Here is a 15,327-nt window from a genome sequence, read left to right as displayed (position 1 = left end):
AGACCACCCTGTCCGACGGCCGTGACATCTTCATCGTCTCCAACAGCGTGGACGAGATGGGCGGTGTGACGACCTGGACCCATCAGATGGCCCGTGAGTTCACCGACCGGGGCAACCGCGTCCACGTCATCGGGATCACCCCGGCCCCCGCCGGACGTCAGCACGAGTTCCCGGACCCGCTGCCCTACTCCACGACGACGCTGTACGACGCGCATCCGCCGCAGGTCCGCCCCTTGCGCGGCCTCAAGGGCAAGCTCAACGCCGCCGAGCGCCGACGTCACACGGCCCGTGCCGCCGGGGCTCAGGAGCGGGCCGACCGGATGACGGCCCTCTTCGCCGCCGCCCGGCCCGGGGCCGTCCTCATCGTGACCCAGGTGTGGGCGATGGAGTGGGTCTCCCTCGCCGACACCAAGGGGCTCGTGGTCATCGGCATGAGCCACGAGTCGTACGCCGCCAGTGCCGCCTCCTCCCGGCTCGCCCGGGTGAAGCGGTACTACAAGGGCGCCGACCGGCTCCTCGTCCTCACCCCCGGTGACGCGGACCAGTGGATCCGGGCGGGTATGGACAACGTCGGCCACATGCCGAACGCCCTGCCCTTCATGCCCGAGCGTCCGGTGTCCCGCGCCGAGAAGGTCGTCGTCTCCATCGGCCGCCTCTCGCACGAGAAGGGCGTGGACATGCTGCTCGACAGCTGGGCCGAGATCGCGCCCCGCCACCCCGACTGGAAGCTGCGGATCTACGGGACCGGTGACGAGGAGGAGACGCTGCTGCGGCGGACGACCACCCTCGGTCTGGACGGGTCCGTGGAGTGGATGGGGCGGACCAACGACGTCCTCGGGGCGCTCTCCGAGGCCTCCGTCTTCGCCCAGGCGTCCCGTGCCGAAGGCTTCCCGATCACTCTCCTGGAGGCGATGGCGGCCGGTGTGCCGTGTGCCGCCTTCGACTGTGCCCCGGGTGTCCGCGAGATCATCCGGGACGGCGAGGACGGTCTGCTCGCCCGCCTCGGCAACACCATGGAGCTCGGCGGGCACATCAGCACGCTGATCTCCGACAAGGAGCAGCGCGACCGGATGGGCGACGCGGCCTTCGAGAACGTGAAGCGGTACTCCGCCGACGAGATCACCGGCCGCTGGGAGGCGCTGTTCGCCTTCCTGGAGCGCTGACGCCCGCCGTCACGGTGGAGCGGGCACGGAAGTACGGCGAAAGGGCCGGGGAGTTCGACTCCCCGGCCCTTTCCCTTCGGTTCACGCGGGCCGTCCGATCCGGTGGCTCACGCGTTCCGGCCGATGCGTCCGCTCACGCGGGCCCGGTCGGGCCCGGCGGCTCGCGCGTCCCGGTCAGACGGTGGCGCCCCGGCGCGCGACCCATCCGGCCCAGGCCGAGCTGATCATGTCGCGGACGTCGTGACGGGCCTTCCAGCCCAGCTCCGACTCGATGCGGTCGGCCGCGGCGACGACCCGGGCCGGGTCACCGGGGCGGCGCGGAGTGACCAGCGGCTCGGTGGTGTGGCCGGTGATCTCGTTGATCAGCTGGACCATCTCGGTGACGGAGACGCCCTCGCCACGGCCGATGTTGACCGTCAGGTCGCGCGGCTCGCCGCGGTCCGCCCACTCCGCGAGCTTGCGGGCGGCGACCAGGTGCGCGTCCGCGAGGTCCTCGACGTGGATGTAGTCACGGATGCAGGTGCCGTCCGGGGTGGCGTAGTCGTCGCCGAAGACGCGCGGGGACTCGCCCGCGTCGAGACGCTCGAAGACCATCGGGACCAGGTTGAACACCCCGGTGTCGGCCAGCTCGGGGGTGGCCGCGCCTGCCACGTTGAAGTAGCGCAGGCAGGCCGTGGAGATGCCGTGCGCGGCGCCCGTGGCCCGTACCAGCCACTCCCCCGCCAGCTTGGTCTCGCCGTACGGGCTCAGCGGCAGGCACGGGGTCTCCTCGGTGACGAGGTCGACGTCCGGCATCCCGTAGACGGCTGCGGAGGAGGAGAAGAGGAAGTTGCGCACTCCGGCGGCGGCCACGGCCTCCAGGAGGACGGTGAGGCCGACGATGTTCTCGCGGTAGTAGTGCAGCGGCAGTTCGACGGACTCGCCGACCTGCTTCTTCGCCGCGAGGTGCACGACACCCGTCACACCGTGCTCGGCGATCGTCCGGTCCAGGACCTCACGGTCCAGGGTGGAGCCGACCACCAGGGGGACGCCCTCGGGCACCCGCTCCGCGTATCCCGTGGACAGGTCGTCGAGGATGACGACCCGCTCGCCCGCCTGCGTCATCGCGCGCACCACGTGGGAGCCGATGTATCCGGCGCCGCCGGTGATCAGATAAGTCATAGTGCCCCAAACCCTTTCACTGTGAACTGCGGGCAAGCCGACGGAGACGGGCCCTGACGGCCCGGAAACCGTCCCGTGCGCCGGGAGCGATCCGCATGGCCAGCGAACCGTTCGCCGTGGCGTACTGCTGCACCAGAAGTACACCGTACCGGCTGCTCGGGAGCACCGAGCGCCGCTGGGAACCGTCCGGTGACCGCAGCGAGGTGGTGAACGTCTCGCCGTTCTCGCACGTCACCGTGGCGCTGACGTCCCACAGCTGGACGCCCTGACGGCCCTGGCGGCGGCCCGTGCCGGCGAGTCCGGCGAACCGGACCGGGACCCGGGCGCTCCAGGCTCCCGGGGCGGACTCCGCCCCGGCGCGCAGCTCGACCCGCTCGGTACGGGCCGGTTCGGCGTCGCCGCGTGGCAGGAACGCCAGCTCGGCGGTGCGGGGCACGGCTTCGGCGAGCCGCCCGTACAGGTCACGGACGGTGAAGTGCAGGTCGCCGCCTCCGCCGGTGCGCAGGGCGGCGTCCACGACCAGGGGCAGCTCGTCCAGCGGAAGACGGTCCACGCCGTCGAGCCGGGCCTCCGGAAGGTCCTCGGACCAGACGGCGGCGGCAGGGGTGCCCGCGTACGGCGGGAGCAGCCGGGCCGGGTTCGCGGCCAGCCGGGACAGCCGGAGCAGGTCGCGCGGTTCCGCCGCGGCCAGCAGGAACCGGGCGATCCAGCGGGCGGGAGCGACCGCGGCGGCGAGCTCCGGTTCCTCGAAGTCCGCCAGGTGGGCGCGGGTGGAGTCCCACCAGGCGGCCCGGTGGGCGGCGTCGCGCAGCCGCAGGTCCCGGGCGTACATCCGCAGGTCGTGTTCGAGGAACTTGGTGCGGCAGGCGGCGGCGAGGTCGGCCCGGCCGGCCTCGGCGAAGGTCTCGACGGCCGCGCGGTGGGCGGCGATCCGGGCCTCCCAGTTGGTGACGTCCTGACGGTCGAGGGAGATCGACAGCTGGGCGGCGGTCCTGCGCACGTGCCAGACGTAGACGGTGTCGGGCACCACCGCGACCCGGGGGGCCGCGGCGTACACCCGGGCGGTGAAGAGGAAGTCCTCGTAGACGAACCGGCCGTCGGGGAAGCGGATGCCGTGTTCGGTCAGGAACGCGCGGTCGTACACCTTGTTGACGCACAGGGTGTCGTGGAGCAGCGGTCGCAGGTCCTCGGGGGTCTCCAGGACGGCCGGCTCCCGGTAGAGCGCGGGCTGCCAGCGGACGTCCCGGCCCTCGGGGAGTTCACGCCGTACGCAGACGCCGACGGCCACCGGAGTCCGGTGCAGCTCCGCGGCGGCGACCAGCGCGTCGGCGGCGCCGGGCGGCAGGATGTCGTCGCTGTCCAGGAACATGACGTACGGGGCGGTGGCAGCGGCGATGCCGTCGTTGCGGGGGGTGCCGCAGCCGCCGCTGTTCTCCGCGCGGCGCACCACCCGCAGCCGGGGGTGCCGGGCGGCCAGTTCGTCGAGCACCCGGGCCGTCCCGTCGCTCGAACAGTCGTCGACCGCCACGACCTCCGCCACCACGGGCCCCTGGTCGAGCGCGGACCTGATGGCCTCGCCGACCAGGGCCTCGTCGTTGTAGGCGATGACGACGACGCTGAGCCTGTCCGCGTTTCCGGGCGGGGGAACGGTACTCACAACAAGATCCTACGGGAGCCCCCCGACCCCCCTGACAGGGGCCGAGGGCACCCGGGAGCACCGCACGGGGCCCGCCCCGCCGATCCGCGCTCCCTCAGCGGACCAGCCGGGCAGCGGGACCCCGCCGATCGGGCGGGACCCCGCGGATCGGGCCTAGAAGGGGTCGAACTCGTCGTACTCGCGCTGCGACTCGTCGTGCTCCGACTGGCGGTCGCGGCGGCGCTGGGCGGCGGGACGCGGGGCCTCCAGACGGTGGTCCTCGCCACGGCGGCCGAGCATCTCCGCACCGGCCATCATCGTCGGCTCCCAGTCGAAGACGACCGCGTTGTCCTCGGCACCGATCGCCACGCCGTCGCCCGCGCGGGCGCCCGCCTTCATCAGCTTGTCCTCGACGCCGAGGCGGTTGAGACGGTCGGCGAGGTAGCCGACGGCCTCGTCGTTGCTGAAGTCGGTCTGACGGACCCAGCGCTCCGGCTTCTCGCCGCGCACCCGGTAGACCTCCTCCTGCTCGTCGTACACGACCGTGAAGCCCGCGTCGTCGACGGCCTTCGGACGGATGACGATCCGGGTCGCCTCCTCCTGGGGCTTGGCCGCGCGCGCCTCACCGATGATGCCCGCGAGGGCGAACGACAGCTCCTTGAGGCCGAGCCGCGCCACGGCGGAGACCTCGAACACCTGGTAGCCGCGCTCCTCCAGGTCCGGGCGGATCATGTCCGCGAGGTCCTGGCCGTCGGGGATGTCCACCTTGTTGAGGACGACGATCCTCGGCCGGTCCTCAAGGCCGCCGTACTGCCGCAGCTCCTCCTCGATGATGTCGAGGTCGGTGACCGGGTCGCGGTCGGACTCCAGCGTCGCCGTGTCCAGGACGTGCACGAGGACCGAGCAGCGCTCCACGTGGCGGAGGAACTCCAGGCCCAGACCACGGCCCTGGCTGGCGCCCGGGATGAGACCCGGGACGTCGGCGATCGTGTAGACCGTGGAACCGGCGGTGACGACGCCCAGGTTCGGGACGAGCGTGGTGAACGGGTAGTCCGCGATCTTCGGCTTGGCCGCCGACAGGACCGAGATCAGCGAGGACTTGCCCGCGCTCGGGTAGCCGACCAGCGCCACGTCGGCGACGGTCTTCAGCTCCAGGACGATGTCCCGTGCCTCGCCCGGCTCGCCGAGCAGCGCGAAACCGGGGGCCTTGCGGCGCGCGGAGGACAGCGCCGCGTTGCCGAGACCGCCGCGACCGCCCTGGCCGGCGACGAAGGTGGTGCCCTGACCGACCAGGTCGGCGAGGACCTCCCCCTGCTTGTCGAGGACGACGGTGCCGTCCGGTACGTACAGGACCAGGTCCTGGCCGTCCTTGCCGGACCGGTTGTCACCCGCGCCGGGCTGTCCGTTGGTCGCCTTGCGGTGGGGCGAGTGGTGGTATTCCAGGAGCGTGGTGACCGCCTGGTCGACGACCAGGGTCACATCGCCGCCGCGACCGCCGTTGCCGCCGTCGGGTCCGCCGAGCGGCTTGAACTTCTCCCGATGGACGGAGGCGCAGCCGTGGCCTCCGTTACCCGCGGCGACATGCAGCTCGACGCGGTCCACGAAGGTGGTCATGGGTGTGCCTCCACTTACTGGGGGTCCCCCCGGCCGAAGACCGGGGACGTACGGAATGTCTATCTAGTAACACGCGAAAGGCGGACCCGCTTCCCGGTACGGGAAGTGAGGTCCGCCTCCGCAGAGTGTCCGATCAGGCGACCGGAACGATGTTCACGACCTTGCGGCCACGGTGGGTGCCGAACTGCACCGAACCGGCCTGCAGGGCGAACAGCGTGTCGTCGCCGCCACGGCCGACGCCGGAGCCCGGGTGGAAGTGGGTGCCACGCTGGCGGACCAGGATCTCACCCGCGTTGACGACCTGACCGCCGAAGCGCTTCACGCCGAGCCGCTGGGCATTGGAGTCGCGCCCGTTACGGGTGGACGATGCGCCCTTCTTGTGTGCCATGTCTCAGTCCCTCTTACTTCGCAGCCGCGGGGATACCGGTGACCTTGATCGCCGTGTACTGCTGGCGGTGACCCTGGCGACGGCGGTAGCCGGTCTTGTTCTTGTAGCGCAGGATGTCGATCTTGGCGCCCTTGTGGTGGTCCACGACCTCGGCCGTGACCTTGATACCGGCCAGGACCCACGGGTCGCTGGTCACGGCGTCGCCGTCGACAACGAGCAGGGTCGAGAGCTCGACCGTGTCGCCGACCTGGGCGGTGGAAATCTTGTCAACCTCAACGATGTCGCCGACAGCAACCTTGTGCTGGCGACCACCGCTGCGCACGATGGCGTACACGCGGATCTCTCTCTCACTCGGGGTGGAAACCTCTGAAGCCAGCCACTCACACGGACCCGAGGGTCCGTGGCGTTCCGGAATCGGACGAGCGGCCTCTCCCGACGGGCGGGAGGGAAGTGCTCAGAGGCGCGACGTGTCGATAGACACGCCGACGGTCTAGGTTACGGGCGGCTGCCTCGGAGGGTCAAATTCGCCCGTACGGTGCGGGCCCGTCCCCCTCGGGGGAGGACGGGCCCGCGTCCGCCGGTCAGTCCTGGGCCGGGGCGGTGGTCTTCTCCGCCGCCTTCTTGGCCGGGGCCTTCTTGGCGGTGGTCTTCTTCGCCGCGGTCTTCTTGGTCGCCGCCGTCTTCTTGGTGGCGGCCTTCTTGGCCGTGGCCTTCTTCGCCGCGGTCTTGCGCGCCGCCGTCTTCTTGACGGGGGCGGGCTCGGCCTCGGCCTCGGGGGCCGTCTCGGCGGCCGGGGCAGCGGCGACCACCAGGACGGCGGCCTCCTCGGCTCCGGAGGGCGAACCGGCGGGCGCGGTGGCCTTGCGGACCACCCGGCGACGGGCGCGCGGCGGGGCGGCCACGGGGGCCTCCTCGACGACGGGCTCCACGACCGGCTCCGGCGCCGCCTCGACGACCGGCTCCGGGGCGCTCTCCGCGACCGGCTCGGCCACCACGGGCTCGGCGGCGGTCTCCGCCACCGGCTCGGTGGTCGAGACGACCGGCGAGGTCGCCCGGCGGACGGCACGGCGACGGCCGCGCGGGGCCGGGGCCTCCTCGGCGACGGGCTCCACGACCGGCTCCGGCGCCGCCTCGACGACCGGCTCGGGCGTCACGACGGGCTCGGGCGCCACGACCGGCTCCGGCCGCTCGTCCGGCTCGAACACCACGGACTCGGTCTCCACGACCGGGCGCGCGGGCGCGGACACCCGGCGGGTGGCGCGACGGCGGCCACGGCCCCGGGTGGCGGCGGCCTCCGCCTCGGCGACGGAGCCGTACAGCTCCTCGTCCGGGGCGATCGGCTCGGGCAGGGCCACCGGGGCGGCCAGCTCGGCCGCGACCTCGGCCTCGGTCTCCGCCAGGTCCTGGGCGCTGTGCCCGGCCGTCTCGGTGTGCTCGGCGTGCTCGTGCTCGTGGTGGTCGCCGCCGCGGCCGCGCTTCTTCGCCCGCTTGCCGCCGCCCCCGCCACCGGCGGTGGACGGCTGCTCCATGTGCACGATGACACCGCGCCCGTTGCAGTGGACGCAGGTCTCGGAGAAGGACTCCAGAAGGCCCTGGCCGACCCGCTTGCGGGTCATCTGGACCAGACCGAGCGAGGTGACCTCGGCCACCTGGTGCTTGGTCCGGTCCCGGCCCAGGCACTCCAGGAGGCGGCGCAGCACCAGATCGCGGTTGGACTCCAGGACCATGTCGATGAAGTCGATGACGACGATGCCGCCCAGGTCGCGCAGCCGCAGCTGGCGCACGATCTCCTCGGCCGCCTCCAGGTTGTTCCTGGTCACGGTCTCTTCGAGGTTGCCGCCCTGGCCGGTGAACTTGCCGGTGTTGACGTCGACGACGATCATCGCCTCGGTCTTGTCGATCACCAGCGAACCGCCGGACGGCAGCCAGACCTTGCGGTCCAGGGCCTTCGCCAGCTGCTCGTCGATCCGGTACGTGGCGAAGACGTCGACCTCGCTGGTCCACCGCGAGAGGCGGTCGGCCAGGTCGGGCGCGACGTGCGAGACGTAGCCGTGGATGGTCTCCCACGCCTCGTCACCGCTGACGATGACCTTCGAGAAGTCCTCGTTGAAGATGTCGCGGACGACCCGGACGGTCATGTCCGGCTCGCCGTACAGCAGCGACGGCGAGGACGTCGAGATCTGGTCGGCCTTCTTCCTGATGTCGGCCCACTGCGCCTGGAGGCGCTCGACGTCACGGCGCAGCTCGTCCTCGCTGGCGCCCTCGGCGGCGGTGCGCACGATGACGCCCGCGTCCTCGGGGACGATCTTCTTGAGGATGGTCTTGAGGCGGGCGCGCTCGGTGTCCGGGAGCTTGCGGCTGATGCCGGTCATGGAGCCCTCGGGCACGTACACGAGGTAGCGGCCGGGCAGGGAGACCTGGCTGGTCAGGCGGGCGCCCTTGTGGCCGATCGGGTCCTTCGTCACCTGGACGAGGACCGACTGGCCGGACTTGAGGGCGCTCTCGATGCGGCGCGGGCCGTGGCCCATGCCGAGCGCCTCGAAGTTGACCTCACCGGCGTACAGGACGGCGTTGCGGCCCTTGCCGATGTCGACGAAGGCGGCCTCCATCGACGGCAGGACGTTCTGGACCTTGCCCAGGTAGACGTTGCCGACGTACGAGGTGGCCTGCTCCTTGTTGACGTAGTGCTCGACGAGCACGTTGTCTTCCAGGACGCCGATCTGGGTGCGCTCGCCGCTCTGGCGGACGACCATGACCCGCTCGACGGCCTCGCGGCGGGCCAGGAACTCGGCCTCGGTGATGATCGGGACGCGGCGGCGGCCCTGCTCGCGGCCTTCGCGGCGGCGCTGCTTCTTGGCCTCCAGGCGGGTCGAGCCCTTGATGGACTGGACCTCGTCGGCGCCGGTGCCGCCCTCGGTCCTCTCGCGGGCCGGACGGGGCTCGCGGACCTTGACGACCGTACGGACGCCCTCCTCCTCGGCGCCCTCGGCGTCGGCGGAGGCGTCCCCGCTGCGACGGCGGCGGCGACGACGGCGACGGGAGCTGCTGGAGCCGCCGGAGAAGCCCTCGGCCTCGTCCTGCTCCTCCTCGGACTCCTCGTCCGGCTCGGAGTCGTCGTGGTCCTCGGCGTCCTGGGACCGGGGCTCCTCGTCCTCCTCGGTCTCGTCGGCGTCGGCCGGCTCGCCACGGCGGCGGCGACGGCCGCCGCGGCGGCGACGGCGGGAGGGACGGTCCCCGTACTCGTCCGTCTCCTCGTGCTCCTCGGCCTCGTCGATCTCGTCGGCGGCGGCCTCGACCTCGGGCTCGTCGGCGACGGTGGCCGGTACGGGCTCGACGGCGACCGGCTCGCCACGGCGGCGGCGACGGCGACGGCCGGACTCGGCACGCTCGGCGGGCTCGGGGAGCTCCACGACCTCCACCGTCTCGACGGTCTCGGTCTCGTCGAGCTCGACGGCCTCCGTCTCGTCGGTCTCCGGCTCGGCCACGAAGGCGGCGGCCGCGGCGGCGCTCTCCAGCGTCTGGAACATCGGCTCGGTGAAGACCGGGGCCTGGAACACGGCGACGGAGGGACGCCCGGCGCGGCGGGACTCCCGGGTCGGGGCGGGCTCGGAGGTGAACTGCGGGGAGGTCGCGCGGCGGCGGGTACGGCCCCGGGGGGCGGTCTCGGCGGCGGCCTCGGGGGCCTCGGCGACGGGCAGCGGCTCGACGGCGGGGGCGGCCTCGGCGACCGGCTCGGCGGCGACCGGCTCGGGCGAGGCGGTCTTGCGGGTGGCACGGCGGCGGGCGCGCGGCGCGGGGGGCTCCTCCGCGGCCTCCTCGGCGACCGGGGCCGGGGCCTCGGCGGCGGGGGCCGGGTCGGCGGCCGGGGCCTCGGCGGGCGCACCGGCCGGGGCGGTGGCCTTGCGGGTCGCGCGGCGGCGAGTGCGGGCGTGGGCGGCCTCGGGGGCCTCCTCCACGACAGCCTCGACGGCCTCGGGGGCGGCGGCCTCGGCGGGCTCCTCCGCGGCGGCGGGCGCACCGGCCGGGGCGGTGGCCTTGCGGGTCGCGCGGCGGCGGGTACGGGCGGGGGCGGCCTCGGGGGCCTCCTCCACGGCGGTCTCGGCCACGGGCTCCGCGACCGGCGCCGGGGTCTCCTCGGCGGCGGGGGCGGCGACCGGCTCGGGCGAGGCGGTCTTGCGGGTGGCACGGCGGCGGGCGCGCGGCGCGGGCGCCGCCGCCTCGTCGGTGGTCCCGGCGGTCTCCACGGCCGGGGCCGGGTCGGTCGCCGTGGTCCCGGCGGCGGTGTCCGTCACCGGCGGACCGGCGGGGCGGGAAGCGGCGCGGCGCCTGCGGCGCGGCGGCAGCTTGTCACCGGGGGCGTTGGTGTCTTCGTTGGACTCGAGCATTCGGGCGGTTCTCCCGTCACGCTCCCGGGCGCCGCGTCTGGTTCCGGTCCGGCGGTACGTCGCGCCTGTGGGGCGCGGTGCCGCCGTCCGGGGCGCGGGCGCCGCACGGGAGCTGAATGTCTGGCTCGCCGGTTCCGTACGCCCTGTGCGGACGGCCTGGCGAAAGTCTTCTGGTCAGTGCGCGGCCCGACCCAGGTGGCTCCCGAGTACCAGGGCTGCGCTACGACGACCGCTCCTTACGCGGTGTCCGTACCCGGCGCCGTCGCCGGGGCGGTCGCGGCGGCCCTGCCGGGCGCTGCCGTGGCTGCCTCGCGGTCGGGCGCGAGCGGGTCGGTCACCGTGCCGGACTCCTCGTCGAAGAGCCCCTGCGCCAGCCTGGTCACCGCTGCGGGGACCGGCGGCGCCAGGTCGGCCACAGCTCGGAGACCGGACAGGACGTCGTCGGGTCGCACGGCAGGTGTCACGTGCCGAACAACCAGCCGCAGTATCGCACAGGCGCTGTCCAGCGGCGCGTCATCCCGGGGATCGCCCTGGGGAGGTGCCGCCGTCAGCGCGGTGACGGCCGAGCGCGCGTCGAAGGTGCGGACGCCGTTCTTCGTCTTGCGCTGTACTTCCACGGTCTCGGCCGCCAGAAACGTCCCGACGGCCTTCTCCGCGTCCTCGACGGCGACGCCTTCGAGGCGCAGCTCCCACACGGAGGCGGTGAGCCGGTCGGCGAGTCCGGAGGTCCGGGCCTCGACGGCGTCGGTGATGTCGAGGCCGGTCGGGAGGGACGCGTCGAGCAGGGCCCGCAGGGTCTCCGGGTCCCGTGCCTCGGTGAGCGCGATCTCCAGGTACTCGGCCTCGGAGCCGGTGCCCGTCGGGGCCGCGTTGGCGTACGACACCTTCGGGTGCGGGGTGAAGCCGGCCGAGTACGCCATGGGCACCTCGGCGCGGCGCAGCGCGCGCTCGAAGGCGCGCTGGAAGTCACGGTGGCTGGTGAACCGGAGGCGGCCGCGCTTGGTGTAGCGCAGTCGGATGCGCTGCACCGCCGGTGCGGGCGGCGGGCCTTCGGGCTGTCGCTTGCCCAGTGGTTCTTCTCCTCGGTGCGGGGCGGCGCGGGTGGGCGCCGTCCACGAGATGTGCGGTGGCCCTGGGGGGCCGCCCGGTTCACCCCCGTCTTCGCGGGGAGATCTCGGGGGCGGGCGCCGCGCCGGGGGCGTTCGTTGTACTACCCAGAGTACGCGCCCGGACGGCATCGGGTTCCCCGGGCCGGGGCGACGGGCTCAGCCGGGGAGGGCGGGCGGCGCGGGCGGGCACCGGAAGGAGTGGGCCGTACGGGGGGGAGAGACAGGTCGGCCCGGCGCGGGGTTCTTCCCGTGCCGGGCCGACGCCGGACCGTTCCGCCGCTACTTGACCACGGTCAGCGGCAGCAGCTTCTTGCCGGTGGGGCCGATCTGGATGGACGTGTCCATCTGCGGGCAGACGCCGCAGTCGAAGCACGGGGTCCAGCGGCAGTCCTCGACCTCGGTCTCGTCGAGGGAGTCCTGCCAGTCCTCCCACAGCCAGTCCTTGTCGAGACCGGAGTCGAGGTGGTCCCAGGGCAGGACCTCTTCGTAGGAGCGCTCGCGGGTGGTGTACCAGGCGACGTCCACCCCCTGCTCGGGGAGGGTCTTCTCGGCGCACCGCATCCAGCGGTCGTACGAGAAGTGCTCGCGCCAGCCGTCGAAGCGGCCGCCGTCCTCGTAGACCGCGCGGATGACGGAGCCGATGCGCCGGTCGCCGCGCGAGAGGAGGCCCTCGACGATGCCGGGCTTGCCGTCGTGGTAGCGGAAGCCGATGGAGCGGCCGTACTTCTTGTCGCCGCGGATCTTGTCGCGGAGCTTGCGCAGCCGCTCGTCGGTCTCCTCCGCCGACAGCTGCGGCGCCCACTGGAAGGGGGTGTGCGGCTTGGGGACGAAGCCGCCGATGGAGACGGTGCAGCGGATGTCGTTCTGGCCGGAGACCTTGCGGCCCTCGGCGATCACGTTCATCGCCATGTCGGCGATCTGGAGGACGTCGTCGTCGGTCTCCGTGGGCAGGCCGCACATGAAGTACAGCTTCACCTGGCGCCAGCCGTTGCCGTACGCGGTGGAGACGGTCCGGATGAGGTCCTCCTCCGAGACCATCTTGTTGATGACCTTGCGCATCCGCTCGGAGCCGCCCTCGGGGGCGAAGGTGAGGCCGGAGCGGCGTCCGTTCCTGGTCAGCTCGTTGGCCAGGTCCACGTTGAACGCGTCGACACGGGTGGAGGGCAGCGAGAGGCCGACCTTGTCCTCCGTGTAGCGGTCGGCGAGGCCCTTGGCGATCTCACCGATCTCGGAGTGGTCCGCGGAGGACAGCGAGAGCAGGCCGACCTCCTCGAAGCCGGTCGCCTTGAGGCCGCGCTCCACCATCTCGCCGATGCCGGTGATGCTTCGCTCCCGTACGGGGCGCGTGATCATGCCGGCCTGGCAGAAACGGCAGCCGCGGGTGCAGCCGCGGAAGATCTCGACGGACATGCGCTCGTGGACGGTCTCCGCGAGCGGGACGAGGGGCTGCTTGGGGTAGGGCCACTCGTCGAGGTCCATGACGGTGTGCTTGGAGACGCGCCACGGCACACCGGACCTGTTGGGGACGACCCGGCCGATACGGCCGTCCGGGAGGTACTCGACGTCGTAGAACGCCGGGACGTAGACGTTGCCGGTCCTCGCGAGGCGGAAGAGGACCTCCTCGCGGCCGCCGGGCCTGCCCTCGGCCTTCCACGCGCGGATGATCTCGGTCATGTCGAGGACGGCCTGCTCGCCGTCGCCGATGATCGCCGCGTCGATGAAGGCCGCGATCGGCTCGGGGTTGAAGGCCGCGTGGCCGCCCGCGAGCACGATCGGGTGGTCGACCGTGCGGTCCTTCGACTCCAGCGGGATGCCCGCGAGGTCGAGGGCGGTGAGCATGTTGGTGTAGCCCAGCTCGGTGGAGAAGGACAGGCCGAAGACGTCGAAGGAGCCGACCGGGCGGTGGCTGTCGACGGTGAACTGCGGCACCCCGTGCTCGCGCATCAGCTCTTCGAGGTCCGGCCAGACGCTGTAGGTGCGCTCGGCGAGGACGCCCTCGCGCTCGTTCAGCACCTCGTAGAGGATCATGACGCCCTGGTTGGGCAGCCCGACCTCGTACGCGTCCGGGTACATCAGGGCCCAGCGGACGTCGGCGGCCTCCCAGGGCTTGACCGTGGAGTTCAGCTCTCCACCGACGTACTGGATCGGCTTCTGGACGTGCGGGAGGAGAGCTTCGAGCTGGGGAAAGACAGACTCGGCACTAGACATGTCGAACCTTCGTGAGCTGGCAGGCGGGCGACTCTCAAGCGTACCCCGGTGCTCAGCGCTCCAGAGCCGCTCCGGTCCCGGCGGCTGCCGCGCGGGCCCAGGCTCCCGGCAGCTCCCGCTCGGCGGTGGCGGCGGCGGCTTCCTCGCGCCCGTAGAGGAGTCCCCAGGTGAAGGAGGGTTCCCCGGCGGCGCGGGCGTCGGCGGCCAGGCCGCGCAGGGCGGCGCGGGCGACGACGGCGTCCTGGTGCTCGCCGAGCAGGCTCTGCACGGCCTTCACCCGTTCCGCCAGGCGTCCGGCCGGTTTCCCGAGGGCCTGGCGGGCGGCCTCGGCCGCGTACCGGAGGCGTTTGGCGGCCTTGCGGGCCTCGTGGAGGGCGAGGTCGCGCTCGTGTCCCGGGGCGAGGGCGAGCGCGTGGTCGATCCGGGCGGCGAGGCGGGCGTGGTCGGCGCGGACGGCACGGGCGAGGGCCTTTCCGGCGTCGCGCCGCGCGGCCCCGCGCAGGGGCGGGTCAGCGAGGAGGGCGGCGAGGCCGTCGAGGAGGGCGAGGTGGCGGGGGGAGTCGAGGGCGGCGAGGGCCCTCCGCCGGGCTTCGGCGCTCCGGGTCCTGCTCCGGCGGCGCAGCCGGGCCCGGACCGGGCCGTGGACGAGGGTCCGGGGCAGGGCGGCGGTGTGGGCGCGCAGCCGGGCGTCGAGGACCTCCTCGTCGCGGGCGGCGGCGAGTTCTCCGGCGAGCCATCGCAGTTCGGCGGCGAGGGGGTCGGTGACGTTCCGGTCGAAGAGGCGCCGGTGGGTGCGCAGGGCGCTGCGCAGGCGTCGGCAGGCGACCCGCAGCTGGTGGACGGCGTCGGGGAGGTCGCGGCGGACGGCGGGGTCGTACGTGACGAGGGCGTCGGTCCCCGCGCGGAGGTAGGAGAGCACGGCGGCTCCGGCGGTGCCGGGCGGGCCGGGAGCGGGGGCCGGGGCGGGGGGCGTACCGGTCTCGGCGAGGGCCCTGGCGAGTTTGGAGGGGGCGGTGGAGGGGTGGATGCCCGCCTCGCGGAGGCGGGCGGCGACGGCGTCGAGGAGGGCGGGGTCGGCGCCGTCGGCGAGTTCGACCTCGATCTCGGTCCAGGCGGTGCGGGGGCCGTCGGGGAGGCGTCGGGCGCGGACGGTGTCGACGGAGAGTTCGGCGAGGAGGGTGCCGTCGGCGGCGACGAGGTGGCGGACGGCCCGTGCGGAGCGGAGCCGGACGACGGGGACGGCCTGGTCCCGGCGGAGCCGTGAGCGGAGCAGCTCCGCCAGCTCGCCGGGGAGCGCGTCGGCCAGCGGGGCCCTGATCTCGTCGCGGACGCCGGGGGCGACGGGGAACTTGAGGTGCCAGCCGGCCTCGTCGCCGCCGGTGCGGCGGCGCAGGGTGAGGCCGTCGGCGGCGAGGCGCAGGCCGGGGGTGTCGTAGTGGACGGCGTCGAGTTCCATGACGCCCCGGTCCAGGACCCCGGCGACCCCCGGGACCCGGGTGAGGTCGGGCACGGGGGTGTCCGGGGTGGCTTCGTATTTCCGTTCGATCTCGCGCTTGGTCTCGCGCCCGGTCCCGCGCTTGGTCCCGCGCTTGGTTGCGCCCCTGGTTCCGCGCCTGGTCTCGGCCATACCTCGAATCTAGGCCGTCTCCCGCTGATCGTGCCC

At 73.4% G+C, this 15,327-nt stretch carries 10 protein-coding genes; 1 reads left to right on the top strand and 9 read right to left on the bottom strand.

Annotated elements, in window-relative coordinates; all coding sequences use genetic code 11:
• Nucleotides 1–56: 56 nt before the first annotated feature.
• Complete coding sequence (locus tag ACIO92_RS05430) at nucleotides 57–1,163, top strand: glycosyltransferase (RefSeq protein ID WP_366440675.1); 1,107 nt, start codon at nucleotides 57–59, stop codon at nucleotides 1,161–1,163.
• 174 nt (nucleotides 1,164–1,337) lie between these two features.
• Here ACIO92_RS05430 and galE read toward each other — a convergent pair whose 3' ends face one another.
• The 9 genes from galE to ACIO92_RS05385 all read right to left on the bottom strand — a co-directional run bounded on the left by galE (nucleotide 1,338) and on the right by ACIO92_RS05385 (nucleotide 15,291).
• Nucleotides 1,338–2,324, bottom strand: coding sequence for a UDP-glucose 4-epimerase GalE (galE, locus tag ACIO92_RS05425; RefSeq protein WP_366440563.1), 987 nt, complete (start codon nucleotides 2,322–2,324; stop codon nucleotides 1,338–1,340).
• Nucleotides 2,325–2,340: 16 nt separating this feature from the next.
• Nucleotides 2,341–3,981: a glycosyltransferase family 2 protein gene (locus ACIO92_RS05420; RefSeq protein ID WP_366440564.1), complete on the bottom strand. Its 1,641-nt coding sequence runs from the start codon at nucleotides 3,979–3,981 to the stop codon at nucleotides 2,341–2,343.
• A 153-nt stretch (nucleotides 3,982–4,134) separates the two neighbouring features.
• A complete protein-coding gene (gene obgE / locus ACIO92_RS05415) occupies nucleotides 4,135–5,574 on the bottom strand; it encodes a GTPase ObgE (protein WP_366440565.1) in 1,440 nt (479 codons plus the stop codon).
• 133 nt (nucleotides 5,575–5,707) lie between these two features.
• Entirely contained in the window at nucleotides 5,708–5,962 is a 255-nt protein-coding gene (gene rpmA / locus ACIO92_RS05410) for a 50S ribosomal protein L27 (protein WP_029387501.1), read from the bottom strand.
• A 13-nt stretch (nucleotides 5,963–5,975) separates the two neighbouring features.
• Nucleotides 5,976–6,296 (bottom strand): 50S ribosomal protein L21, encoded by a 321-nt coding sequence (gene rplU / locus ACIO92_RS05405; RefSeq protein ID WP_147986440.1) that lies wholly within the window; start codon nucleotides 6,294–6,296, stop codon nucleotides 5,976–5,978.
• Nucleotides 6,297–6,543: 247 nt separating this feature from the next.
• Nucleotides 6,544–10,347 (bottom strand): Rne/Rng family ribonuclease, encoded by a 3,804-nt coding sequence (locus ACIO92_RS05400; RefSeq protein ID WP_402282324.1) that lies wholly within the window; start codon nucleotides 10,345–10,347, stop codon nucleotides 6,544–6,546.
• A 236-nt stretch (nucleotides 10,348–10,583) separates the two neighbouring features.
• Nucleotides 10,584–11,375 (bottom strand): TIGR03936 family radical SAM-associated protein, encoded by a 792-nt coding sequence (locus ACIO92_RS05395; RefSeq protein WP_366440567.1) that lies wholly within the window; start codon nucleotides 11,373–11,375, stop codon nucleotides 10,584–10,586.
• Nucleotides 11,376–11,735: 360 nt separating this feature from the next.
• Complete coding sequence (locus ACIO92_RS05390) at nucleotides 11,736–13,664, bottom strand: TIGR03960 family B12-binding radical SAM protein (RefSeq protein ID WP_366440568.1); 1,929 nt, start codon at nucleotides 13,662–13,664, stop codon at nucleotides 11,736–11,738.
• Between the two features lie 52 nt (nucleotides 13,665–13,716).
• Nucleotides 13,717–15,291, bottom strand: a complete 1,575-nt coding sequence (locus tag ACIO92_RS05385; RefSeq protein ID WP_402282321.1) for a CHAD domain-containing protein — start codon at nucleotides 15,289–15,291, stop codon at nucleotides 13,717–13,719.
• Between the last annotated feature and the right edge of the window lie 36 nt (nucleotides 15,292–15,327).

This window comes from Streptomyces sp. NPDC087215 (assembly GCF_044744885.1).
Lineage (GTDB): Bacteria > Actinomycetota > Actinomycetes > Streptomycetales > Streptomycetaceae > Streptomyces.
Note: the sequence above shows the minus strand (reverse complement) of the source record. Positions and strands in the feature narration are given on the sequence as shown.

What these genes read in the sequence shown, in the direction of transcription:
- ACIO92_RS05430 (WP_366440675.1), top strand. Translation starts at nt 57, where the DNA reads ATGGGCGGTGTGACGACCTGGACCCATCAGATGGCCCGTGAGTTCACC.
- galE (WP_366440563.1), bottom strand. Translation starts at nt 2,324, where the DNA reads ATGACTTATCTGATCACCGGCGGCGCCGGATACATCGGCTCCCACGTG.
- obgE (WP_366440565.1), bottom strand. Translation starts at nt 5,574, where the DNA reads ATGACCACCTTCGTGGACCGCGTCGAGCTGCATGTCGCCGCGGGTAAC.
- rpmA (WP_029387501.1), bottom strand. Translation starts at nt 5,962, where the DNA reads ATGGCACACAAGAAGGGCGCATCGTCCACCCGTAACGGGCGCGACTCC.
- ACIO92_RS05400 (WP_402282324.1), bottom strand. Translation starts at nt 10,347, where the DNA reads ATGCTCGAGTCCAACGAAGACACCAACGCCCCCGGTGACAAGCTGCCG.
- ACIO92_RS05390 (WP_366440568.1), bottom strand. Translation starts at nt 13,664, where the DNA reads ATGTCTAGTGCCGAGTCTGTCTTTCCCCAGCTCGAAGCTCTCCTCCCG.
- ACIO92_RS05385 (WP_402282321.1), bottom strand. Translation starts at nt 15,291, where the DNA reads ATGGCCGAGACCAGGCGCGGAACCAGGGGCGCAACCAAGCGCGGGACC.